The organism is Citricoccus alkalitolerans (assembly GCF_039528175.1).
GTDB lineage: Bacteria > Actinomycetota > Actinomycetes > Actinomycetales > Micrococcaceae > Citricoccus > Citricoccus alkalitolerans.
Genome location: NZ_BAAALH010000002.1, coordinates 37,616 through 63,892 on the forward strand (window position 1 = coordinate 37,616; position 26,277 = coordinate 63,892).

Sequence of the window (26,277 nt, forward strand, 5' to 3'; positions counted from 1 at the left end):
CACTATGCCCGACCACAGCCCGTCGGGGCGAAAGCGCCGCCACGAGCGGAAGGATGCGCTCAGCCGCGTGAACGCGCGCCAGGCAACTCAGCTCGCCCCGTACGAGGAACCCCTCCCGGTCCGACGATGGCCAAGACACAGTTCTCCAGGACCGGCCCGGCGAGGGATCGTCTTCCGCGTCTTTTCTTCTCCGGTCCTCTGTAGATCGTGGGTGAGGCCCATCGGCATTTCAGTTGGCCATCGGGAGAATCGCTTCGTCGTATACGGCTCGATGGATGGACCATCCTTGGGCGATGTTGTAGCGCACCACCGTCACGTTCCTCAGTGTGCCTTCGCCACGGAATACATAGGCGTCCAGCCAAAGGTCGGTGAGCCCCGCTGGCAATGCCATCGGGGTTGAGGGCAAGGCGTCGGCGAGGGTCGAGTACAGGAAGTCGTCGTCTTTACCTCGCCCCCAGAGGTAAAGGTGAGTTTCAGCGGCGTTCACTGCGCGTAGTTTATTCAGGTTTGGTTCCATCCATGGTTCGGCAAGTCGCTTCGACAGTAGCTCTACAAGCTTGTTCAGGTTGACGGAGCCGCTGTGATGGGTAGTCTCACCGCGACGCCGGGCACGCACTTCGGCACCGATCTCCTTAGAGGCCTCACCTGCGGTGACTTCGAGGGCGGCCCGGCGACCATCCGGATAAGTCCAGAGCCCGTCCACCATGCCGTCCCCACTTCCGGCATCGGCGTGCTCCACGCTGATCCCGAGGACCTGGCCAACGACGGCGAAGGCGATTGCCTCATCGCTGCGAGGGGGTTTGCCGTGGGGATTACCCATGGATCGTCTTCACCTCCCGTCCCGGATGAGGCCAAACCCGACAAAGGAGCTCCGTGAGTCTGACCGATCGGGTGCGAATGTCGGCTTCTGTCCAGCCAGCGGGGTGGTCATCGATGATGTCCCGGCTCAGGAGCAACACGCTGTATTTGTTGAGCAAGGATCGCTTTCCAAGCCCCCGGTTCCCGCCCGTGGTCTTCAGCCCGGCGGTCTCCGCATCAGTCCAAGGCCGATGCGACAACGTGCCATTGAGCTCAGAGGTAACCAGTGTGAGATTACCGAGGGTGTTGACGAGCTTGTCGCGTTCAGCTGCTTCCTCGACGGGGAGCCTGGGCTCGGGATCCCAGTGACTTCGCCAGGCTTGCGGCATGACATGCTCCACCGACAGCTTGGGCGGGACGGTAACCGCTTCGTGGCGCTGAGTGCGCATCTGGAGCTCGATGGCTTCCAGGACGACCCGGAGCCGGGACTGACGGACGTTGCCATACAGCCTGGTCGTCGGCAGCCCTTCCAGCATCTCGGCATCGGTAGGCCATAAACGTGCATCGGAGGACTGCCCGACCAGGTAGTCACGGACAGCCACTCCCACATTCTCGACGGGAGTCCCCTCGAGGGTCGCCAAGACGGCAACCATCATCTTGTTAACATCCTTCATCGTGCTGCGCAACAAAGTGCGCCGCACCACCCAACTCTCCAACGCGCCCAGGGCGATAGCGATCTGATCCCCGGGCACCTTGTGGTTCTTCGACAGCATCCACAACAGTAGCGGCGTCGTCGAGGCCTGCTCCAGGGCTTCGACCACACGCCCGTAGAACCTGCCTTCGACCGTGTCCTTGGACAGCTGGGCGAAGTTCCGGAAGGTATCGGCGTCCTGACGGAGCTCACCGAGCAGCCTCTCGGCCGATGCGGCATCGGCCATCAACGGCTTCGCATAGGCAACAAACACGCGGAAGACCTCGTCGGTCAGGACCTCCTCGCGCCGGCGCATCGTCAACCAGTACTGCAGGAAGATATCGATCCGGGAACGAGTGTGCCGCCCCTGGGTGATCTCATCCCTCCACCAGGCCTCGTCGAAGTCGGCCCAGTACTGCTCCGGCCAGGACTCCACATCGGCGTGGACCTGCTCGCCGATCTGGAAGATCCAGTTTTTAATCAGGTCGGCCTTCAGCAGCGGGGTTCCCCGGTCGTTGAGGGTCTCGAAAATGACCTGGTCGTCGTCATGGCCGGCCAAGTTGATCGCGACAACATAGAGCCGAGACTGGACCACGTCGGCCAAGGCCGAGACGCGCGCCTTCTGGTCGCCTACGACATCCTCTCCCTCGTCGAGAACGCCGTCGAGCCACTTGCCGACTTCGGTACGGAAGAAGCCATGAGCCTCAACAATTAGATGCTCGCCCGGGGGCGGTTCCTTGCCGTCCATGGCGGATTCGAAGGCCACCCGGTCCGCCCGCGACGGCCAGAGCTTAAACCGTTCCGGCTTGCCGGCAAAGCGCTTGGCCTGGTTGAGAATCAGTTCTTCGATGGCCTCCGCTTCCTCCTCGTGGCCTCGCTCGAAGATAGCCTCGTGAACGGCATCGAGCATGATCTGCAACGTGGTGCTGCGTTGTTGGCCATCGATGACCGACTGGCGCGTCACGTCTCCAGCAGCCGCGGACTTGAGTTTGAACACCACAGCCCCCAGGAAGTGCCCACCCAGCCCGTCGAGTGCTGCTTCATCATTTTCGGCGCGGATAACCTTCTCAGCTATGCGTCGCACGTCCTGCCACAGGGGTTGCCACTGTTCCTCCCGCGTCCAGACGTAAGGACGCTGAAATGCCGGAATCTCGTAATGCACGGTGGTTCCGAACAACTCCCGCGGGTTTAACGCATCAGCCTTCATCGACCAGTCCCTTCGCCCATAGCATTCAGGCCAGACTAGTCAGCACGTAGCGACTAATGGGAACGCGGATCCAGAAGGATACCGGTGCCCGGCCGAGGAACGGCGTACGGTCCCGCCTCCTTTAGGCAGGCGAACGCGGCGTGTGTGACAGTTCTTGCCCGCAAGCGGATCGACAAGGGGAACGTGCACACAGAGATCTCCGTCGCGATCTACATAAAAAAAGCTCCAAGGGGCTCGATTCCGACGTGATCGCGTGCCGATGACGCGAAGGGTGACTTCACTGCTTGCACCGTTACCGGTCCAGATCGCAGACGCGCTCTAGGACAGAGTCCGGACATCCCAAGAGGCGCAGAGCCTGTGCGCGCACGATGCGCTCGAGCACCCGAACCGCCTCATTGAGGTCGTAAGCGTCGAAGCCCTTGTTGCCGTGTGCCAGATCATTGCGGACTCGACTCAGCGCGTATGCGACGCGCTGTATCTCTGGGCCCTGGGCCTCGGACAGGTACTCCGCCAACAGATTGCAGTCGGATAGACGCGGAGTCAGATCCACAGGCAATCTCCCCAGCAGGTGGCGCAGCGCTTCGTCGAGCCCGCGCAGCGGCTGCTTGGCCAAGTTCCTCTTGACGAATTTCAATTGACGAGAATCCAAAGTGTCGGCACCCTTGAGCGCCTCGATCAGCGCCTTGCGTTCCTCGGTGTGACGTTCCTTTCGCTCGGCGTAAGCAGCAGCGGTCTCATGCCCGTGCAGCCCCTCCAATGCCTGTATCAGTAAAAGGAAGCGGGAGCGGGGGTGCTCGTCGGTCGCCGATAGCATCGCCCCGTAGGTCTCGATGAGCGGATGGTGATCGTCTTCAAGTTTTTGCCAACGTCTGATCATGTCGAGCAGGGATAGGCCATCGACGGCGATATGCACTGATGTCGAAGCCTTGCGCACCGATGTTTGGTCGGACTGATACGGCTTCTGCGTGATTCCGGACCCGTAGACCTGGCGACCACGGTGTTTCCGTGTACCGCGTACATCACCGCTGGTCGGATGGACCGCCAGATAGGTCAGCGGTTGCGCATCCCCCGTTGCGATCGAAGCGATACGTCGAAGAGGAACGATCCACCGGTCCACCCATTCGCGCACCGAGAGTGCCTCTCGCGACTCGATCCGCACGACCGGGCTCACGACGAACCTGAACGCATATGGGTTACCGATGCTGACGCCTGCAACGTACTCCAGCAAAACGGTGACATCGTCATCTCTCCACTCCTGAGACGATTCAGGATTGCCAGACACGGTCCACTCACCGGCCAGGTGTCGAGCCTCGCTATCTTTCGGAAACGTCCACCCTGAGAAGGGCGAGGCGCCTGCAACTGCATCGAGCGCGCCAACCTGCGCGGTCACACGCGTGTAGGTCGGGACCACGGATTGGTTAGCTGCTTGCTCCTCATCCCGCGGATCCCCACCGAAGTTCCAACCGAATCCTTGGGACCCCGAGGGCACGCCAACAGTGGCCGAGCCCGCGTTGATGCGGCCATGCTCCGCAGACCAATAAGTGATCGAGACATCGACCAGGTCCACGTCGTAACCATTGGCGAGACGAGCACGTAGATGGGGCAGCTGGACTTCCTGAGGGAAGCCGGCACTACGCCGCCCCGCATCAGTCTCGGTCCAACGAATCGGGAGGTCTCCGTGAACCGAACCAGTGGGGGGACGATCCCCCTGGAGATCAAGAGCCCCGGCGCACTCGCTTTCGACCTCGCCAAGGCCAGGCAGTAGCCATGTGCACAGGTACTCGTCAGGCTCCACGAGTAGTTTTAAGGGCGGCTTCTCTTCTACCATCCGGTTATCTTAAGAGCCCCACGGCTGTGCCCCTCTGTGCTTCCTCGAGGCAGAACTTTGCAATCCGATCGTCTACGTCGTGATCGCTCGCGTTCAAATGCGAAAACAAGGGGCACCAAATCGGGGCCACTTTGGTGTGAGGAGCAGATCCAGACCGATTTCAACTGACTCTGCGCCCACTGGTCGACACCCACGGTGAATCCCTGGTCGAAGGCAGCGCATCCGGGACACTAGGAGTTCATAAGACGCCTTGATCCGGCAGGACTATAAACCTGACGGTTGCACAACGAAAGTAGATCTAGCACTAATGGGTTTTTTTCTGTTTCGCCCGCGGCCGTCAGTTCTTCATCTGCAGAGAGCAGTACAGGACCTAGAAAGAGCCGCATCCGAGCTGGATAGCGCCAAACAGGCCTTTATCGACGCAACGCCTAAGCCAGTCGCAAAGATGAGCTGGTGGTGGGGAGTGGCAACTTTTGCCGTGTTCGGGGGAGCCATTATCTTAATGGGCCATGTCCTAGGGGGAGTGCCGCCCATTTTAGGAATCAATCTCGGCTACGAGGCAGCTGGCGCTTGGCTTGGCCTGCCCTTTGCGTTCGTGGGCATCATGGCTGCTATCTTCGATATCTTCCACACGCAGGCTCCTCACCGAGTGCCCGCTGTCCTGCCCAAACTAGTCCTATACGTTGCCGCACTGGTCGGATTGATCCAATTGGTCGTCGCTGCAATTTTGGGTGAAGCTTAGACAGCGGGGTGACGCTGGGAAAATAGCCTTCAAAGCGTAAGCGTCGCTGAGTATTTCACGACGACACTTTTAGCATTTTCATGACTTTTCGTCGGGTCAAGTGCGAACGCTCACCGGACACACCCGCAGCCAACATGAATGAACGTAGGCACGCCACTAGGGGCGTCCCGTATTCCCCGTTCGATGGCCCGTCTCGAGACGGGAGGGTATACGGCACCCTGGACCTGTCGGCCGTAGCTGCCGCTCCACCTACCGAATGGTTCATCAGCTGATCCTGCTCCCACCCTGTCCGGCGATGTTCCATGTACGCAGCTTGCGTGCAGCGGTCTGCGTAGTAAGCCCGGGTCGACCGCTCGACGGGCCTTGGTTATGGGTCCTATCATAACGGGCACCTGTTACACCGTCGCGGATAATACGAGACGGAGTGCAACTTGGTGCCAGAGGTGTGACGACTGATCTGGTGTTCCGGCACTTCGCGCAGACTGGGACGTCTGAGTCATCCGGCTGCGATCTCACCGAGGTTCAGGCTGACGGTGACCGAGAGTGAACCATGTATTGGCCCGCTGACTCGCATGGCCGATCCTGAAGACGCCCGGTTGCCCATTTCTACAAAGCGCGGCCCCGAGCTGGGTTGCACCGTTGCCGCAGCGGCACCAGTGGCGAGTCGACGGGCCGAGTAAGACGACGTGAAAGAGTCACCATAGGGCGTCCAGTTCCACTCACACGTTCTCGACACAGCCTGTCCGCCGTCATTTTTCCCACACGCTCGGGGACATTTGAGAGCAGCGCTACCGCGGCTGAGGTGCGGATTCGGTCCATTGATTTGTGGCCGGACTCGCCGCGCCGAGAAAATCCATGCAGTACTGCCGTCCGTGATCGGCGTACGTCACCGAGCGATCCAAACGTCTGGCGCAAGCCGTCAACCAACGGTTGGCAGATAGGGGCTGGCCTCCTTGTTCCACGAGATCGCCAACATGTCGCGCGCGCGGGTGGCACCCACGTAGAGGAGCGATCGTTCCCGCAGACCGCTCTGCTCGCGGGCCTGCTCGTCATAAGTGCTGCCGTCGAAGAACTTGGGGATCGAGCTCTCGCTGACACCGAAGAGCACCACGCGGGAGAACTCGGTGCCCTTGGCCCGATGCAGCGTCATGACCGCCGGTGTGGAGTCCGGGACATCCTGTTTGTCCACCGGCGCGACGGCGACGCCGCGCTCACCCATGGCCCGCACAAAGTCGTCGCGCTCCCTCTTGGTGCGGGTGAGGATACCGAGTGTGCCGGCTTTCAGCCCGACCTCTTCCACTTCGGTGATCCAGGTCTTCAGCAGGCCGGCCACCAGGCCGTACTCCTGGGCCAGATCCGGGGCCGGAAGAAGAAGCGGCCGAGGACCGCTTCGGCTGGAGATGTAGCGGTCGCTATCGCGCTCGATGGGGCGCTCCGGATGGTCGCCCTCGGCCTCGTCGAGGTCGTAGGAACCCCCGGTAAGCACCTTCAAGGCCAACTGCAAGTTCTGCTCGGTCGTGCGGTAATTCAGGCGGAGGCGGCGGGATCGACCCACGATCCTGATGCCGTAGTGTCCGAGCACGATGCGGTTGCCGTAGATGCGTTGGTTCGAGTCTTCCGCGATGAACAGGTCGTCAGGTCCCTCGGCCACGACCGCCCGGGCCAGCAGCCACCGCGCAGGCGTGAAGTCCTGCCCCTCGTCGATGAGGACGTGGTCGGCCGGAAGAGTGCCCTTTTCGATGGTGAGCAGTTCGGCTGCGACCGTTGCGGCCTCGTCCCAGTCGATTGCCTGGGCGACCAGGCCGTCATCACGGTATTGAGTGACGGCCTGCCAGACGGCGCGGCGCTGGTTGCGGCCCAGGCGGGACCCTCGGCCCGTCCGGGGAGCGCGGAGGTAGTCGATCTCCTTCGTATTCCCTCCCGGCAGCACGACCTCCTGGTATTCCGACTGGAAGAAGTGCACGCTGCGCAGGTTCTCGGGCAGGGCGCCGCCGGCGGCCTCGATCGCCTCACCCCAGGGACTGGCTCCATAGGCACCAGTACTGCGGTATTCGGGCACGCGCCGAATGCCCCACCCGAGCACGGCCTCCATGGCGGCGGGAAGACGCCCGGAACGGGCACCGTCGTCGAGCACGCGATGGGCCACTTGGTCGAGGGTGAGCACGCTGATGCCGGGGCGGCCCAAGCTCTCTGCCATGCGGACGTCGGGCCCTAAGGAGCGGATCTGCTCGTGGATCATCTCCACGAGGTTCCGTGTGAAAGACACGACCAAGATCCGGGCATCCGGTCGCTGCCGGGCTAGGCGTACGGCCCGGTGCACCAGGACGACTGTCTTACCGGTGCCAGCGCCACCGGAAAGCCGGAACGGCCCGGACGTCTCCTTGTCCACGTACTTCTGCTGGTCGGGGTGCAGGAACAGACGCCAGGCGTCGAAGTTTCCGTTGGTCAGAGCCCTCGCGAGTGCCTCGTCGTCTTCGATGAGGTGGAACTGGGAAGCGGCACGCTCGTCGGTTGCGGCGCGGACCACGGCCTCGGTTGCGGAGGGCACACCGATCGCGGTGCCGCCGGTCGACTTGTCACCGTCAGCGATGGCATACGACGAACGCACCTCCTCGAGAGACGTGCCGCTGGCAAGATCCATGAGCGCATCGGCCTGCCAACCGCCCACACGCCCCAGGACGGTCAGCAGCTCCTCATCGGAAGGAGCGTTCACGGCGTACTCGGCCACGGGGCCGTCGATGCCGAGCCGGCCGGTCAGCTGCTCCGCCGCATAATCGGCTAAGGGATTGGCGCTCGGCCATGCCGGCTCAGGCATCTCTTGCTCTACCGCGACCGGTGATTCCTGGCTGCCTTGCCGCTCTACGAGCAACTCGGCGGCCCGTGCCTCGACGAGCGCCTTGAGCTCGGAATCGGTGTACCGGCCTCTTGTATTGCCGTCGGCGCCCTCGGACTGGCGGATCTCCGCCGCGCCGCTGGTGGGATTCACGCGGGCGTAGGCCTTGGCGGCGACGACGTAGGCATCGTCGTGCGGGTAGACACCGTAAAGCAGTAACCAGCTGCCCAGGTCAAAGAGCACCATGCGGTGGAAGTCGTCGACACGAGCAGTGCGGACACGCTTGTCGGCGCAGTTCTGGATCGGCTCGACGTGCAGGCCGTTGGTGCTGGTGCCCTTAAAGAGCTTTTCGATGGTCGCAGTGACCCTGCCGGCGATCGACCGGTCGTAGCTCGACGGGAAGCCGCGGTCCATAAGGAGCTGCTTGTGTTGGGCGGTCACGGGTCCACCATCTCTCGCTTTTCGGTCTGCAGGAACTCCCGGAGGGCCTGCTGGGCGCTCTGCACGTCCGGGTCGAGCACGGTCCACTCACCGGGAGCGTTGCGGGTGAGTTCTTCGGCGAGAGACGCCTCGCTGAGCCATGCGATGCCCAGGTCAGGCCAAGCCAAATCTATCGGGATCCCGGCAAACTCCTCGCCGACCTCGGGCAGGGGCATACCCTGACGCCCGGCGGCCTCAAGCATGTGCCGCTCCGCGGGAGTGAGAGCATCCTCTATAAGCGCTATCCAAGCGGAGCCCAGCCGGATTGTGTTGGAGACCGGCACTACATCCACGGCGTCAGCAGACCTTGGCGGCGCGTTCTCCGAGCCAGCACGGGGCTGCTGCCCTGCCTGGACCAGGAAGTCCACCCACGAGTCCTGTTCGACCGTGTGCTCATCAATCCACTCCGGCAGCGAGCTCCACGTCTCGATCAGCGTGGTAGAGGCCGAATGCAGCTCTTGGCGCAGATTGGCCAGCGCGAGCCATCTCCGCCACGCGAGGTCGAAGTCCTCGGAACGCAGAGCGTCCTCCCGGTCATCGAGCACAATTGCCAACCAGTTAGGCGGCGGTGAAATCGTACCGAGGACCGTCAACGGACCGGAGCGGCGGATGAAGCCTCCGGGGTTCGGTCCCTCCGGGGCAGGGGGCAGCGGCCCTTGCACGGGCGCCTCGACGACGGAGAGCGCGTGGCCGCCCAGATCCTCGGTGCTGACCGCTTCGGGCTTGCCGTCAAACAGCAGCAGGTTCAGGTACTGGGAGACCGCGCGTTGCCGCTTAAGGGGATCACGACCGGTTCTTTGGAGCAGTTCCAGCAGTTGCTCAACGGGGTTCGCAGTCAGGTAGTGGCGGTCCCCGGCGTCGATGAGCCCCCTTGACATCACGGCATCCGCGAACTGGGGGGCCATGAGATCGTCGAGCACGTTCTCCGCGGCTGAGTCGCCACGGCGCTGGGCCTCGAAGGCAGTCAAGTCGCGGTCCGTCACTGCGAAGACGAGGTATCCCTGGTCGCGCAGCGCCGCTCGCTTCTGCGCGTCCTCGCCGAGCCGGTTGTGCTGCACAGTGGCGTGGTAGGCCTTGCCGTCCAGGTAGATGGCGACGCCGCGGACACCGGGCTGGCCCGACCAGCTGAGGAGAGCGTCGGGCTGAGTATGCCCCAGAGTGACCTGAGGGGTGTAGGTGTACTTGACGTCCCCGACGACGGCGGAAAAGCCATCGCCGCCGTCGCTGACCGTGTCCGTCACTCGGGCGCCAGGGATCTCGGCCACGGCCGCGCGGAAGACGCGGCGGAATCGCTTCTCCAGCTGGGACTCGAAGTCCTCTTCGGCGGGCGCGTCCCCGTCAGTGATGCGCCAAGTCATGTCCGCCGTAGGGTTGGTGGAGTTTAGCACCGTGGTGAGAATCTCGACGGCGCGGGCCCGGCTGAGGCTCTCCCGGTGGGACGCGCGCACGTGGGGCATGAGGCACCGGAAGCACGCGAACCGCTCCTCGTGCCGGCAGGGGCACTCGGCCAAGCGCCGCAGCGCGGCGTGGAACAACTCCCACAGCGATTCAGGAGAAGCGAACTCGGCCAGGTAACCGGTGCCGCCAGGCACGGAATCGTAAAGCAACAGGGAAGGGGCGTTCTGGCGGCTGGTGTCCGGGATGGTCTCCATCCGCAAGTGGCTGACCTCCCCGCCGAAGCGTTCGCGCAGTCCCAGCATTAGCGCGGCGTAGAAGCTCCACAGTGAAAGCCCTGAGCTGTCCTCGCCGATGGACGGCGGCAAGCTGATCACCACGGTTTCAGTGACGAGCTCCCGCGAGAGTACAACCGTGGCCGACTCGGGCTGCTCGGCCCGGCGCTGAGAGCACCAGGCCTGGTGGTTCTGAGGCGTGTTGGTCTGCAGATCCTCGTTCAGGTGTCCGCATTCGGCACAGATCGTGAAGCCGCCGATGCGCTGCTTCTGCCCGGCCAGCACGGTCTCCGGGGCGCCTTCCCGCGGGCGGCCCACGTTGAGTCGAGTCAACCGGGTCCCGCGGCGGAACGCCACGCCCACGCCGGTGCCCTCGATGGACCAGCGAGCCCGAGTCTCGGCGTCCGTAAAATCGGGCACGGTTAGGGTCTCGAAGTGCAGGCTTGTGCGGTCGTCAGAGGAGTCGCCGATCTTGGCCCGGTGCAACTCCATGGTCGAATACACCTTGTTCAGCTCGACCACGTGCAGGTGCTGTCCCTCGTCGGCGATGCCAGGGTGCCGACACTTGGGACAGGTGGTGAGCCGCTCGGCGACGGAAACCTCATGGCTGGACCCGCAGTCAGGGCAGAACGCCAAGCGGCGTACTCCGGCGCCGTCAGTGCCGAGGTCCACGGCATCAATTGTGAGCTCATGGCCGCCAGCGTAGAAGTGGTTGCCGGGCGCCAACTCAGTGAGCGCGGTGAAACCCGAGCGTTCGTAGTCGGCAGGGATGTGCTGCCACTGGTTGTCATCGTCCTGGTAGATCAGTGTGACGTCTAACCTTACGGCGTCGTCGAAGAGCGTGAAGTTAGGCAGTAACCCGAAGCGTTCGAGCACACCGATCCAGTGCTCGTGACTCATCTGGGATTCTTCGGCGCGCAACCGAAATTGACTGCCGGTGAGGCGCTTCTCTTCCCGCGCGCGGGCCTCGGCATCTTCGACTTCCCCGAGTTTGCGCTCCTGGTGGTCGAGCAGCTCCTGCTGCCCTCTAAGCTGCTGGGCTGTCGAGTCGTCGTCGGCGGTGATAACGATCTTGCCCTCGGCGATGTCCCGCAGCAGCCGAGCGATCCGCTGGCGACGGTGCCGCAGGGCGTCCTTCTCGTGCCGCCACCGTTGTACGGCCTTGCTGACGACTGACTGGAGTCCGCTGGCATCATCGTCCGTCCAGGTGGCCCATTGGCGCAGGGCGTCCGCAGCCTCCCGGGTGATCCCTCGACGGGGGTCCTCGGCCGTATCGTAGTCCGAGAGGAACTCGTCAAGCCGATCCTGGGAATGGGCGCGTGCATCGGCGAGCATCTCACCTAGGAAGGTCCCGGAGTCGCTGGAGCGCATGACGGACGCGCCGCGGGCCGGTACGGGCATGTCATCGTCCCCAGCCATCCGATCCATGAGGAAGGCGATGTACTGACGGTGGAGGATTTCCTCCGCGGACAGGTAGGCCGCCGGCGGGCGCACGGAGCCGTTGACCATGAACTCGGGCTCGATGTACGCGGAGCCCCTGCCGCGCGTGGACATGAACGCAAGGTCCAAAGAATTCCCGGTCAGGCGCCCGGCACGCCCCACGCGTTGCAGATAGGAGGCCACGGTGTCCGGGATGGAGGCCAGGATGACGGTCGAGAGGTCACCGATGTCGATGCCCATCTCGAGCGTGGGCGTAGCCACCAGGACATTGGGCGCGCCGGGCGGGGAATCCCTCGCCTTGAAGGCGTTTTCATACTCCAGACGAGTGTCGGTCGGGAGTAGAGAGGTGTGCTCACGGGCGATCACCCTGCGCATGTCCCCGGTGTAGAGACTGCGGTAGTAGCTCTGCTGCAGATCCGCCCACTGCAGCCGGCCGGTGCAGCGGTAGGCCGTGCACGGGCCCTCGGAGAAAATGTCTAGGGCCTGAGGGATCCCGGTGACGGTCTCGCCACAGGAGGTGCAGCGCAGCACGCGCGTCTCGGCCGAGACGCGGGCCATGACTACCCGCTCCGGCTCCAGGCCGTAGCTCTCGGCGCTGGTGCGCCCGTGCTCGGTGACAGGGACGGTGTCCGTGAGACCGGCCCGGGTCAGCGCCGCGAACAGCGGCTTCATGAGATGCCCGGCAGTACGGCGGTCCGTATGGAGGCACCGAGCGGTCCAATCCGCGAACCAGCTCTGCCGGTTCCCGGGATCCCGCAATTCGCTCCTATCCTTTAGCTTTCCCGTGGCCGGGAAATGGGGTGAGCGCCGACCAGGCGGAAAAGCCGGCATGACGTCCTTCTGCGGGCGGCCGCCCCAGATCTGGTAGCGCATCCCACCCTTCTTGCGGTACGGGATCAGCCACTCGTGCGCGATGGCGCCGTCGGCCCGCAGACGCTCGAGCACACCGCGAATCCAAATCTCGATCCGGTGGTCGTCCACCGTGTCGTTCTTCACGGTGTGGATGCTGAACTGCTGCGCCGCCCGGTCCAGCACCCGCTGCCCGATCGCAAGTGCTTCCTCCGCGGAGACCTCCACGGAGGCGGCCGCGGTGCCCGTGGTGGCCAGGGTACGCCCGTAGGAGCCGACCAGACCCGCCTCGAGCTCCAGGTCGAACTCGAGCCGCTTGGCGACGTGCTCCTGTGCGCGTCGTCGTTGCCGAGCGGGCTGGGAGTCCTCCCAGTATCCGCGGACCGAGGAGTTCTCCGCGATGGACGGGTGCAGCAGACGGTACCGGTCCTCCGGGGAGCCGGCGGCGACCATCATCCGCTCGACGATTTCCCGCACCCGCAGTGGTTGGTCGTCCAACGAGGACTCGATGGCCGAGCGCAAGGCCAACGAGTGGGAGCGTGCCTCCACGAATCCTGATCGGTGGGCGGCGTCCTGGACGGAGTCGGTGAAGACCAGTGATTTCTTCTCATTGGGATCCAAGCCCGCTGTGCCGAACAAACTGGACAACGCCACGGACAGCAGCGTCGCGGTGCTGGCGCCTACGAACCGGATGCCGTCCTTCTCCCGGCACGCCGGACAGGTATCGTCCTTTGATTCCCCCTCCGCCTCGAGCCCCACGTGCATCAGCACGGGCAAGCTGTCCACGTCGGCCGCCTCCTCCGATGGCGGGCGGGGATCCAGGCTCCGCCGCTCGGGGTCCAGGTACCGCAGGCGGTCGTCGCCCGCTGGATCCGCTCCGGGGCCGGAGATCAGGGCGCGGAACCGCCCCGTGTAGCGTGCGTGCTCCTGGCGGATCCGCTGGGGCTTAACGATCAGGTCGTCGGTGCCGGTCAGCGCCACGCCCCATCCAGAGCGGCCGCAGTGGCGGCAGTAGACTGCGGGCAGGAAGCTGCCGTCGTGGACGGTGCGATCATCGCTCCATGCGAAGGCCGGCACGGGCGAGGTCGCCCGGTCCACGCGCGAGACCTCCCGAGTCCACAGGTGGACTTCGATATTGGGGAAGCTGTTGCGCTCGGCTCGCGACCGCACGTGGGAAAGCGCCGCACACAGCGCCTCGACGAACCGACCCCCGGTGCGGAGCGGATCCAGGTGGGGGACCAGCGCTCGGCTGAGATCCGCCACGGTCGTAGCCGCGGTGGTCCGCTCCAAGAACTGTCCCACGAGCGGGTGGGCGAGGAACAGATCCCGTACGGCTGCATCGTCGACAGCCTTGGTTTCTGACACGGGCTCGCCGTCCGCGGTGGTCCACAAGACGTCGACGACGGCGGCCGTCAGCTCACCGGGGTCCGGAAGGAGGCCATCGGTGCTGCCTGGAAGCAGGCCGAGAACCGATTGCAGATGTCCGGCGGTCGGTCGTTCCTCAGCCTCCATGTCGAAGCTATCTAGACGTCCGTGCGCCTGCGCTTGCAGGGTCGTCTGTTGCATACGTCGCTCGGTGACCACGGCGTCGGTGGAGAACGTCGTGCCGAAGATCGTGGTGGCAAACTCGGCCACGGGCGCGATATCCCGGTCGTCACCGAGCGTCGCGGAGGTGGCCACGGGGATGACCACGGAGCGATTCGGGGCCAACCGTTCCAGCAGCAGCCGCAGACGCCGAATCAGCAGGGCCACGTCTGTACCTTGAGCACCGTTGTAGGTGTGGAACTCGTCAAGCACCAGGTAGCGCAACGATTCAGCGGACAGCTCCCACAACGGACGGTCGGCCTTCCGGAGTAGCAGTTGGTCCAGCATTTTGTAGTTGGTTAGCACAATGTCCGGCACGGAAGATCTGATGGTGTGCCGGTCCTCGATCAGCCCGTCCGCGCTCATCGCCGTCCGCGGGGCGCCGGAGTGCTCGCCCGTATACAGCGCAGCCGTCACACCGTGCAGCCCAGGGTTCTCGTGAATCATACGCGCCAAACGCCCCGCCTGATCGTTGGCCAAGGCGTTCATGGGGTAGAGGATGATCGCCTTGATCCCGTGCACCCTCTGCTGCCTGGCCCGTACGGCGTAGTCCAGCAGCGGATAGAGAAAAGCCTCAGTCTTACCAGAGCCCGTGCCGGTGGTGACGATCGTGGGCTCCGGAACCCGCAGGCCGGCCCGATCCCGCTTCCCAGCAACGTCGGGCGAGGTGGTAAGCCGGCGGAATGCCTTGGCCTGGTGCGCGTAGGGCCGGAACCCGGTCGGCAGCACCGCCAGTGGCGGCTCGCTCGCATCTGCCTCGAACGGAAGGCGGGTACGCAAGAACGGGCCTCGGAAGATTCCGTGGTCCGGATCCGTCAGGAACGCGCTGAAAGCGTCCCTTGCGTACTGGTCCGAGAACTCGATCGCCGTGGTGATGTATTCGACCAGCGCGGATTGGGTCGCCTCCGCCTGCAGGGCGGGCAGCAGCTCGCTCATGCCCGGCCGCCCACGCTTTCCAAGCGCTCGGCGAAGGCGGCGTAGGCCTCCCGCAGGTCTGCCTCGCGGTCCAGTATGCGGAATGGCTCCGACGCGGTAATTTCCCGGCCGGACGGGTTCGTGTATGTCCGATCGATCTCGCGCAGACCGAACTCCGGTCGCCCGGCTTTATTCCACGCGGCGCGCACTGCGGAAGGGATCAGCCGCCCGTCGTCGTCATAGATCTTGGCGCGCTTGTCCTCCCCAAGGTCGTATCTATACAGCACGCCAAACTGGGTCCGGTAGATCGTGCACAGCTCGTCGATCGGCACTCCGGTCACGTGTGCCATTATCGCGTCGATCTCCACCAAGGCACGACGACGGTCCTCATCCACGCGGAGCGGCGTCCCGGCAGTCCATATGCCGGCGACGTCCCCCAGGACCGGTCGATTCAGGCGCACGCGGCCGCCTGTCCAGAAGTCCTGCGCCATGACTGGATCCCAGCACTCCTCCCAGAGCGATCCGTAAGCCGCGGTGAGGCAGCTCAGCCGCAGGATGCGGAGGATGGCGGCCGAGGCCAACGGATGATCTTCGGGGATGCGAGGAAGTCGCTCCACTTCCGTCATGCGGATATCGCTACCAGCAGTAGACCGAACCATGAAATCTGTAATGAGGGAACTCATGCTTGCGGCTGCCTGAGCAATTTGAGTAGTCGGGCCGCTCGGGAATCCAATGCTGGATACTCCATCAATCGTTCCTGTTCCTGGAGGAAAAATTGCTGGAATCATAGTTCTTTCACCTGTGGTGGCGGCCATACGGCGCCACATGATGCGGAAATGGTCACGCACCGGCATTTGCCCGGTGTCGCCTACATGTTGCGGGTTTGGAATCTTCCAGAGACCGTAGGCGCGGTCGTAGCGGGCCATGGACACCGATCCGTCGACATCCGTCTGGTGGATCGGCTTGTACTCGGTGACCGGCAGAGCGTCAACGGGCAGGGTTTCAAGGTCCACCGACGAGTAATCCTGGTTGCCGCGCATGGTCGCGTTGCGGGATGCATAGAATGGATTGCCCACGTGGAAGTTGGGGCCCTGCAGGATAACGTCGTCCCAGGACTCCGCCTTGCCCCATCGCGTCTCGAAGTAGCCGTCGCGACGACCGCCCGTTTCGTGCCAGCCACTGCTGAACTGCGGATTGCATTCGTCGAGTGTGGGCGTCGCTGTCAGACGTTGGAGCACGTCACTTGCAGAACGGTTGATGGTGAAGACCATGCGAGTTTCCTCCACGGGGATCTCGGCGGAACCGGACTCCATCAACGTGTGCCAGGTGCTGAACACGTCATAGTTGACGTGTTCGATGCGGGACGCGTGGGGACGCAAATCCCACTTGCCGTCTTCATTCTTGAACCCTGGCTCCGGGCCGTCACCGTTGTGCGCCAGCGAGCCAATGGCCGTGGAGGGGTGGTACATGGAGATGGCATTGAGAAATCCGGGACGCTCTTCCTGCCCGTAGACATTGACGCTGTAGGGCTTGTGGTGGTCGACCTCTTCGAACAACAGGAGCTCGTTTAGGAAGTTCCAATGTCGCCGCAGATGGCGATAGGTGTGGCGTCGCAATGAGTAGCCACGGGCATCGGTCAAATGTGTTGGGGGGTGGATAAGAGCCGTGTGACCTCGCCCCGACGCGTGACGCCACGTCTGCGCCATGAAGGCGCGGTAGAGATCGGGCTGGGTGCCCTGGAGCTCCGGGTACTCGCTCACGGCGCCAACGTACTTGGCCAGCCCGGTGGAATCCCGTGCACCGAGCAGCAACACCTCCGCTGCTCCGGGAATGTCTAATGACCGGTTTCGACGCTCCTTCTTGGCTGCCTCGGAGGGCTTGTCGGTGAGTGCCCACCATGGGTCGCTCTCGCCCAAAAGTGCGGCGACATTCAAGGCCGGTCTAACCCACGGCGGGTTGCCGACTTGGAGATCAAAGCCACCGCGGGCGAAGACCGCCGCGAAGTCCAGTTCCCAGTGGAAGAAACGCTGCTCTTTGGCGATCGCCTGTGCGGCGCGTAGCCACGGGGTCTCCTCGAGCAGGTGGTCGATGTCGACGGCGTTCTCCGCCGGGAACATCGCTTCAATGTTTTCGAGCGTCTCCCACTCGGCGTCGTCCTGGCCGAAGTGCTCAAACTGTCGTCCGCGGCGTCCGACGAACTTCTGCCCCACGATCTGTCGGATTATCGTGAGCCACTCGTCGAGCTCGGGGGGAGCGGGGTGAGCCGCGTCTTGAGTGACTGGCCAGAACCACATGGCGCACCAGGCGTCCATGACTAGGCGGAGTCGGCGGTAGGCGGAGCTGGAATCGCGCAGGGAGGCCTCGATCTCCTCGCGCGTAACGCCGCCGCCGGGCGTGGGCTCAGCGCCCCACACCTCGATCGAGCGGCGGGATTGCTTCTCGGCCTCGACCATGCGGCGACGGGCCAGCTGCCACAGGTCGTCGATGCGCTCGGTCAACGACAGCAACTCGGTGAGTTGCGTCTTGGACGGCTTCTTCTGGACCCTCGAGGCCCAGTCTCGCAGCGCCTTGGCCTGGGCGGGGGCGATCGTCTTGATCTCGCTGTTCGCGCCGGCTGCACCCCAGCCCTCGGCGGGCAGTAGAAAGTGGAAGATACTTGTGGAGGCGTCGACGGTGTGCTCCAGCGGCACGTGACGGGCCGGAGTCTGCATGCGGTCCTTCGGCCTAGCTTTCTGGACCATGCCCGCGTCGTAGACCGCGTGACGGGCACCGATCAGCGAGTTGCCAGCGCGCAGCCGCAGGCCGAACCACGGGGCCTTGAGCCCGCGGGCCATGGTATCCAGCCACAGGGAGACCTCGGCTAACTCCACAGCAGTGGGGTTTAGATCCACGCCGTAGACGTTGTGCAGGGCGATGTACGCCTTGGTCCTCTGCAGCTCGACGGGGTAATCCTCGGGGTCGATCTTTCGTCCCAACTCTTCCTGGCGCTTCTCCAGGTAGGCCTTCGCCAGCTGTCGGACGGCCTCGATGGCGAAGGCACCAGAGCCGAGCGCTGGCTCGCACACCGACATGCCCAGAATTGCCTCAGCCGGCGGATTGTCAGACAGCAGCTCCGTCAGTCCTTGTTGCACAGTGAACTCAGTGAGCACTTCGGGGGAATAGTAGGAGGCCGACTGCTGCCGCTGTCGCCCGGAGAGCCGGAACACGAACTCGCCGTGGTGGTACGTGCGGGGAACTTCCCTGCCCAACTCGTCGTGGACCAGCACCAGATGCTCGCGCAGGTCGTCGTCCAGGCACTCCTCCGGCACCACCCACGAGCCGTCCGACGCCTCGCCCCGCCGAGCTACCTCGACGAGCGTGCCACTGGCAAAGGAACCCGTGTAGCTCATCAACGACTCGTATACGGCACCGAGCTGGTTGATGCCCAGTGCAACGTAACTGATGAAACCGCGTTCCCGGCCACGGCGCTCTTTAGTCAGCAACAGGCGCTTCAGCACCTGCTGCAGCGCCTTGTTGCCAAGCTGCACCTCGTTGATGAACGCCGTGCGGTTCGGGCGGAAGAGATCCGAGCGCAATGCCTCGAAGATCAAGCCCTCGCGCGCGGTGTCGTCGCTTGTCCCATCCGACCTTCTTTCCCCGGCATGCCCGCTCTCCACGAGGTCGAAGAGCAACTGGAGAGATTCATAGAAGTGTGTGCCGGTCTCCGAACGCGTGGTCAGCTTCTTGAGCGTCAGCTCCCGCAGACGGTCCATCGAGTACCCGGCTTCGTATTCCGGGTCGCCCGTGGGAACTACACCCAACTCCGGGCTGGCCTCCGCGTAGAGCAGGAACAGGATGCGGTAGAGGTAGCGTAACGACTGCACTGCTAACGGCTGGGCCTGACCGTCCGGCAGCGGCGGCAGACCTCGTGCCTTGCGCCGCGCCACCACCTCATTGGCGATGATCTCGATGGATTCGCGCACGCCCTCGCGCAGGTCCTTGGACACGCCCACCGCGTTGCGCACGGACTCCTCGCGCCGGGCGTCCCACCAGATCGTCCCAGTCGGGTCCGGCGCCAGGGAGGTCGCTGACAGGCACGCCAACATGCGTTGGATTTCTCCACCGGAGCGGGCGTCACCGCGCTCGGCCACGGTTTGCAGGTCGATCGCCAGGTACCGACCCTGCGGCCAGGTGTCCTCGCTGGTGAGGACCGCCGTACGGCCGGCCAGTACCAGCATGTAGCGCGGCGGTTGCTCCCTGGAGACTAAGGCGGACAGCAACGCGCTTACTGAGCAGATGGGGTCGCGCGGATCTCCGTCGTCGTCACCGCGGTGGAGGAGGACGTCCTCGGTAAGCAGACCACTCTCCTTGGACAGCAGCTCCTCCGGGGTCTCGGCGGCCACGGCATCGATCAAGGCGATGGTGGGTTCGTCCATGTCCAGCGCCGAACACCAGCGCAGCGCCTCGTCACCGTGCTGGGGGGCCAAGTCGAATCCGAGGATCGCTCGGATCCGAGCGGAAACCTCCGCGGACGGACGGGCCAGGGCCTCACGGCGCTGCTGGACTGTGGCGGACTCGCCTAAGTCCCGCCCGCGGGCGTGCAGGTCGATCAGCTGCGAGAGAAGCGCTTGCCGGGAAGTCGTGAAGCGCTCGAGCGGGTTCTCCGCCGACGTGGACTCCTCGGAGTCCTCCTTCCACTGCTTCACCAGGTTCTTGGTCGCGGTCAAGAAGGTGCCGGAAGTCTCATTGGCCGTGAAGTAGTACTCGCTGATCCAGTCGTTGACCACCACGAGGGCATCGTTTGCGGGCATAGCTCACTCTCCTTCTTTGGGCACGACGACGAGTAGCGGACGTACATAGGTCCGGTCCGGCAGCATCTCCCGCGCCAATCTGCGCTCCGCCTCCACCGCGGAGCGGGACCGGCGGAACAGCTGCGTCCTGAACAAGCCCTCTTCGGCGTCGTCCTCCCACCGGTCCATGCGGTCCACCCAGGCTTGTGCCCGCTCCTCTGCCTGCTGCCGGGCGCCGCAGGTGACGACATCCTCCATGAAAGCCCGGGCCGTTCCCACCACTGAGGGGATCAGCGGTTCATACTGCTGTGGATCCTGTACCGGCACGCCCACGGTCTCCGGGTTCAGGCCCAAGTCGCTGAATAGCTCGGACGGGTCGTCATAGGCCTGCGGCACAGGAACCACGCCCATTAAGCGGACGGCCAAGTGCGCCACCGCGATGTTCTGACCTCGGCGGTTAGTCACGATGCCCTGCACCACGACGGTGGGGGCCGTAACGTCGGCCTGCACCGCGAAGATCTCCTCGCGGCTCAGGTGCGCCAGCGACCGATCCGCGACCCAGTCCAGCACGGGATGAAGCGGCGAGAGATAGTGCGTGTCCGGCCAGGAGCTACCTTTGGTGTCGTTGAGCGCGGCTTGCAGCCGTGCCTCGGCGGTGACGCGGTCGGGGGTCAACTGCATGCGGTCCAGCACCTGGCGTTCCTTGAGGTACGCCTGCGGCAGGGCCACCAGGCGCTGGCGCAGATCCTCGCTCGGTTCGAAGGACACTACCTGGATCTGGTCCGCGTTGTTGCGCTCGATTCGCAGCCCCACGCCACCTTGGGCGGGTTCACGTCCCGGTTCGCCGTAGTGCGCAGTCAGTCCAGCCAGCAGGTAGTCCACGTCTGAGCCGAACAGGGCCGTACGGGCGGGTTCAGCCTTCTCTCCGGCCGCGTGTGCGGGAGCGGGGGCTCCGGCGATTCCCTCCTCCTGCGTCTGACGGTGCAGGGCATCGGCCTGGAGCAGGAAGGAGACCCAGTCGTCCTGCTGGGCGAGGGCCTGTTGCGGGGCGGGAACCGCATCATCGAAGTCCTTGGCGCCGCGCAGGACCTCGATGATAGCGGCTTCCTCCGCTCTGCCCGAGTACTCGCCCATCAGCGAGGCGGCGTCGCCGAGTTTCTCGTGGGCTTCCCGCTCACGCTCGACCAGGCGGGTCAGGACACGCACGTCCCCCGTGAAGCCCTCCACTCCGGCCAGGTCCAACAGCAGTGTGGTGATCTGCGGAGGATGTTCCTGCCCGTATCGGTCGATGCGGCCGTTGCGCTGCTCGATCCGGATCAGCGACCACGGAATGTCGAAATGGATCAGCTCGTGGCACTGCTTGTGCAGGTTAACACCCTCGGAGGCCACATCGCCCGTGACCAACACGCGGACGGGGTTCGAGGCCTGCTTGAACGACTCCACGATCTCCTGCTGCTCCACGTCCGTGAGGGCACCATGCAGAATGCGGATTTGGTTTTCCTTGAGCTTTAGGTCCCGCAGCAGGTTCTCGCGCAACCACTTTAAGGTGGGCACGCGCTCGGCGAAAATCACCGCGCGTTCCGAGGAGCGGGGCCCGATATTCTTGGTCTTCAATTGGTTTAGCAGCTCCTCGTACTTCCCGGAGCGCGGCCTACTGTCACCCAAGGGTAGGCAGGCGGCGTTGAGCTCGAGGAGCCGGACGAGGGCCTCTCGCTCGCGGCCGGCCGCCATGTTGCCCTCAAGGGTGCTCAGGCGGGCGGTGATGGTGTCCTTCAGCGCCACCGGGGAGGAGAGGAATGCCTTGGCCAGCGTCCAGGGGAAGAGCCGGGAGCCCGCGCCGGTGATCGGCGCTGAGCCCAGCGGGTGCGTCCAGGTAGCGGCAATCTCCTGGGCGACCGCCAGCTCCTCCGTGCTGGGCATCGCGAGAACGTGCCGCGGCGGTCTACGCTCGGCCCACTTGTCTCCCACCTCGTTTTTAACCGATTCCGAGTACCGGTGACGACGGATCATGAGGTGGGCGACCGCTGCCGTGCTGATGCTGCGGTCGGCCCCCACACTCGTGGGCTCCAGCAAGGTCAGGAGCTGGGCGAAAGATTCGTTGCGGCCGTTGTGCGGAGTGGCCGAGGCCAGAATCAGGGCGTCTGTATTCGGCGCGAGGATGTGGGCTAGCTGATTGTTCTGCGTGGACTGGTTGGTCACGTTGTGCGACTCGTCAATGACCACTGCGTCCCAGTGATGCCGCCGCAGGTCGTGGACAAAGCGGTCCTGCTTGAGCGTGTCGATTGAGATGATGACCTTCTCGAAGAACGTGAACGGGTTTCGTGTGGCTGGCAGCTTCTGCCTGACCTGTTGCACGCCCTCCGAGTCCAGGCGGACGAACGGTATGGCGAACCGTGTCCACATCTCTTGCTGCATCTGCTCCAGCACATGGCGCGGGGTAACGACCAGAATGCGGCGGCCCCGGCCGCGGCGCATCAGTTCCGAAAGGATCATGCCGATCTCGAGAGTCTTACCCAGGCCAACGGCATCGGCGATCAGGAGACGAGTGCGGAGCCGGTCCGGTTCCAGAGCCTTCTCTACGGCCTCCCGCTGATAGGAGAGCGGGTCCGCCAGCGCCTGCGAGGCCATCACCGGACGTGGGTCCGAGATGGGCAGGGAAGTCTTGCGCAGCGTGGACTCCAGCCACAAGCGGGACTTGACGTAGTGTGAGCTCTCATCGGCGACCACGCGGGTGTTCGCCGGGTCCGTCGTCGATACCGTGTCGATGCTCGTGTAGAACTGAGCGGTGGTGCCCTCAACCAGCTCGCTGACGCCCCGGACCGTCAGCAGGTCGCCGTCTGCAGTCTGCTCCACCGAGGAGACCAGCCACTGCTCATCCCTGACGACGACGATCGCGCCTGGGGCAATATCGAGTACTTGATCAGGCATGATGGTCTCCGGGGTGGGGGCTAGAGCAATAGCAGTCTATGTAATGAAACGCATAGCGCAGGCTCACGACATCGGTCCCCGGCGACCGGAGAGATCCTTGCACGAGTACGCACGCTCTAGCCGGAGTAGCCGACCCAGGTGATAACCGAAACGTGCGAGCGCCCAAACTTCCGGCCTTCCAGCGTCACCATGCCGAGTACGGGGACACGTTCCGACGAGACCACCGCGCCCTCACTCTGAGCGACCCGGAAAAATTACGGTCCCGACTGTGGCCATTCTGTGGCCACAGGCGCAGTAACGTCGCAGCACGAGGAGACACGAGACAGACTCAAATCCGCGTGATTCCGGGGAAGTCGGGACACACCGAGACTGCCCGAAGCCCGCCATTCCGGGGTCGCCCAAACTTGAAAACCAGTGTGCGGTAACCCCGTGCCAAGGGTTCGAATCCCTTACCATCCGCCCTGCACCACCCACGACGCCGTGGCAGCCCGAATCGGCCGCCACGGCATCGTGGTTTCTTGGATCTGGCCTTCTCAGATCCTGCCCTGTACCGTTCCCTCAACTGTTACCGGAATTTCACCCGGCGGTGATCAGATGACTGTGCTGCCACTTCAGTGGAAGTCGACCAGCGCCGGTCCATCCCCATCGCCGGCGGGTTCGCACCGTTCAGGGGAATCACGAGGGAAATACATGTCGCTGCAGTCAAGGAAGTCCTTGCTGGCAGGTGTACTGACCGCCGGGCTCGTCGCCGCCCCGGCCGTCGCACTGCCAGCCTCCGCCACCACCACTTCACCCGCGCCGGACTCCACAGGGGCCGGCGCCTCCATCTCCTCTGACGAGGCCGTGCAGGCCGCCGCAGAGCCGGCAGCCGAGGGCACCGAGAAGATCTCGATCCTCAGCTTCAACGACTTCCACGGCGCACTGTCCGAGGAGTACTCCGGCACCCTCTTCTCGCACACGGTGGACGGCTACCGCACGGCGTTCGAGGCTGCCAACGGCGAGGGTTCCACGTTGCTCACCGCCGCCGGTGACCTGATCGGCGCCTCGGCCTCCGTGTCGAACGTGCAGCAGGACGAGCCCACCCTCGAGATTATGAACCAGCTGGGCCTCGCCGCGTCCGCCGCCGGCAACCACGAGTTCGACAAGGGCCTGGACGACCTCACCGGACGCGTGTCCGACATCGCCGACTTCAACTTCCTTGCTGCGAACTTCGTGGACCCGGAAACACAGGAGCCGGTCATCACCGACCACGAGATCTTCGAGGTCGACGGCGTTGACGTCGCCGTGATCGGCGCCGTCCCGAACAACCTCTATGCCACCACCACGGGATCGGGTCTGCAGGGCAACGAGGTCATCGACCTGGTCGAGGCCGTCAACGGCGTCGCCGAGGAGATCGAGGCCGCCGGCACCGCGGACGTGATCGTGGCCTCCTACCACGACGGCGCCTCCGGGAACGGCGACCTGGCCACCGAGGTGGAGAACTCGGAGGTCTTCGACTCCATCGTCAACGGCACCGATGAGTCCGTGGACGTGATCTTCAACGGTCACACGCACCAGACCTACAACTACGAGACCACGGCCGGAGAGACCGAGCGCCCCGTGGTACAGGCCGGGCAATCCGGCAACCTGCTGGCCGCCGTGGAGCTGACCATCGACGCCGAGACCAAAGAGGTCGTGGACTACGACTCCGAACTCATCGAGCGCACCCCCACCCCGATGACCGAGGCCCCAAATCCCGCCTTCGACCCGGAAGCCATGGACACCCTCGTGTCGGACTCCACCGAGACGGTGCAGGCCGTCTACGAGACCGAGAAGGCCGCCGTCGCCGAGTTCGAGGAACTGAAGAACACCGTGATCGGCGAGATGGATTCCTCCATCACCACCGACTACCAGACCCGCATCGAGGAGTCCGGTGAATGGCGCGCCGGCGGCACCCGCCGTCAAGAGACCACCCTGGGCAACTGGGTCGCCAACGCTCTCAAGGACCGCATCTCCCTGAGCAACCCCGAGGTGGACCTCGGGGTCACCAACTCCGGCGGCCTGCGTGCCGAGCTGCTGGTCGACCAGCTGACCGGCGGCGGCAAGTTCCCCAACAAGGCGGCCGACATGGTCGGCAAGGTGAGCCTCGGCGAGATCCTGGACCTCGCCCCGTTCGGCAACACCCTGACCTACTTCGACATTCCGGGCTCCTCCATCAAGCAGGTGCTCGAGGAGAACTGGCAGAAGGGTGCCAAGACCCTGCACCTGGGCTGGTCCGAGGAACTCACGTGGACCTACGACGAGTCCCGGCCACAGGACGACAAGGTCACCGGCATCTGGATCTCCGGCGAGCCGGTGGACCAAGACGAGATGTACACGATCGGCACCCTGTCCTTCCTCGCCGATGACTCCTGGGTGGGCACCGAGAACTCCGCCCCCGACGGTTACGAGGGCTTCGCCACGGGCCAGGAGAACAAGGTCGACCTGGGCATCATGGACAACCAGGCCCTCCAGGAGTACGTGCAGGCCGAGACCGCAGCCTCCGGTGACATCCGCCCGGACTTCGCCAAGAAGGCGGTGGAGGTCCAGAACGCCACCGGCACCGCCCAGCCCGGCGAGAACCTGACGCTGACGCTCGGCAACCTGGAGCTCGACTCCGACGGCGCCGGCGACGCGACCTCCGTGTCCGTGGTCTTCCAGCCGACCGAGGGCGAGGCCGTGGAGGTCGGCACCGTGGAGGTGGCAGCAGACGGAGAGTCCGCAGACCTGTCCACCCTGCAGGCACCCGAGACCACCGGCGTGGGCGAACTGGTCATGACCGTGGCCTACGACGACCAGTACGAGACCACCACCGAGGTCCGCTCGGCCCTCACGATCGGCACCGATGTTCCGGAGGACTTCTCGGACAATCAGCCCGGTTCGGTGTACTACGCACCGGTGCGGTGGATGCAGGCTGCCGGGGTGACGACCGGCTACGCGGACGGAACCTACCGCAAGGCCGCGGAGGTCACCCGCGGGGAGTCCGTGGCCTTCCTGCAGCGCTACCTGGCCCCGGACTACACCACCGACCCGGCCGAAGCCGTGTTCCCGGACGTGCCGTCCGGGGCCCCGCACTTCACCCCGATCGCCTGGGCCGCCGACGACTCCGACGGCACCCCCGTCTCCGAGGGCTACACCGACGGCAGGTTCCGGCCCGGCCAGGACGTCACCCGCGCGGAGTTCGTGACCTTCCTCTACCGCGCCGTGGATCCTGAGGGCTTCACCGCCCCCGAGGTCTCGGTGTTCCCGGATGTCCCGTCCTCTGGCTCGTACTACGAGGCGATCTCCTGGGCTGCCGCTGAAGGACTGGTCAACGGCTATAAAGGCGGCGAGTACCGCCCGTACGACCCGATCAGCCGCGGCGAGGTCGCCAAGGTCATGTACCAGTACGACCTGACTGACAACGACTGACCGAGGCCTTCGCCGCCCTCGACCTCTCCACCCACACAGTGGCCCCTCCCCCGCAGCAATGACGGGGTGGGGCCACTGTGTGCCGGGCATCATCCCAACGTCACTCTCACCGAA

General features: G+C 64.4%; 9 protein-coding genes. 2 read left to right on the forward strand and 7 right to left on the reverse strand.

The genetic code is table 11. The features are described from left to right. Positions 1 to 229: 229 nt before the first annotated feature. The 3 genes from ABD134_RS06205 to ABD134_RS06215 all read right to left on the reverse strand — a co-directional run bounded on the left by ABD134_RS06205 (position 230) and on the right by ABD134_RS06215 (position 4,263). A complete protein-coding gene (locus ABD134_RS06205) occupies positions 230 to 820 on the reverse strand; it encodes a hypothetical protein (protein WP_344227814.1) in 591 nt (196 codons plus the stop codon). Continuing rightward, positions 813 to 2,696, reverse strand: a complete 1,884-nt coding sequence (locus ABD134_RS06210; protein WP_344227816.1) for a DUF262 domain-containing protein — start codon at positions 2,694 to 2,696, stop codon at positions 813 to 815. Before ABD134_RS06210 ends, ABD134_RS06205 begins: the two co-directional genes overlap by 8 nt. A gap of 292 nt (positions 2,697 to 2,988) precedes the next feature. Further along, the gene (locus ABD134_RS06215) at positions 2,989 to 4,263 is read right to left on the reverse strand and encodes a HEPN domain-containing protein (protein ID WP_344227818.1); all 1,275 of its coding nucleotides are present in this window, start codon (positions 4,261 to 4,263) and stop codon (positions 2,989 to 2,991) included. Positions 4,264 to 4,774: 511 nt separating this feature from the next. Here ABD134_RS06215 and ABD134_RS06220 point away from each other — a divergent pair. After that, positions 4,775 to 5,266, forward strand: coding sequence for a hypothetical protein (locus ABD134_RS06220; protein WP_344227820.1), 492 nt, complete (start codon positions 4,775 to 4,777; stop codon positions 5,264 to 5,266). Between the two features lie 919 nt (positions 5,267 to 6,185). On the opposite strand, the gene ABD134_RS06225 is transcribed toward ABD134_RS06220, so the two are convergent. Genes ABD134_RS06225 through ABD134_RS06240 form a run of 4 tightly spaced genes read right to left on the reverse strand, consistent with a single transcriptional unit; the run spans position 6,186 to position 22,734 of the window. Next, on the reverse strand, positions 6,186 to 8,540 hold the full coding sequence (locus ABD134_RS06225) for a UvrD-helicase domain-containing protein (RefSeq protein ID WP_344227822.1): 2,355 nt from the start codon (positions 8,538 to 8,540) through the stop codon (positions 6,186 to 6,188). Continuing rightward, the gene (locus ABD134_RS06230) at positions 8,537 to 15,058 is read right to left on the reverse strand and encodes a DEAD/DEAH box helicase (protein WP_344227824.1); all 6,522 of its coding nucleotides are present in this window, start codon (positions 15,056 to 15,058) and stop codon (positions 8,537 to 8,539) included. The genes ABD134_RS06225 and ABD134_RS06230 overlap by 4 nt, the downstream gene beginning before the upstream one ends. Beyond that, positions 15,055 to 19,827, reverse strand: coding sequence for an Eco57I restriction-modification methylase domain-containing protein (locus tag ABD134_RS06235; protein ID WP_344227826.1), 4,773 nt, complete (start codon positions 19,825 to 19,827; stop codon positions 15,055 to 15,057). Before ABD134_RS06235 ends, ABD134_RS06230 begins: the two co-directional genes overlap by 4 nt. 3 nt (positions 19,828 to 19,830) lie before the next feature. After that, positions 19,831 to 22,734: a helicase-related protein gene (locus tag ABD134_RS06240; RefSeq protein WP_344227828.1), complete on the reverse strand. Its 2,904-nt coding sequence runs from the start codon at positions 22,732 to 22,734 to the stop codon at positions 19,831 to 19,833. Positions 22,735 to 23,448: 714 nt separating this feature from the next. Here ABD134_RS06240 and ABD134_RS06245 point away from each other — a divergent pair. After that, positions 23,449 to 26,163 carry a 5'-nucleotidase C-terminal domain-containing protein gene (locus tag ABD134_RS06245; protein WP_344227830.1) on the forward strand — a complete coding sequence of 905 codons (2,715 nt, stop codon included), beginning with the start codon at positions 23,449 to 23,451 and terminating at the stop codon, positions 26,161 to 26,163. The last annotated feature ends 114 nt before the right edge of the window (positions 26,164 to 26,277 follow it).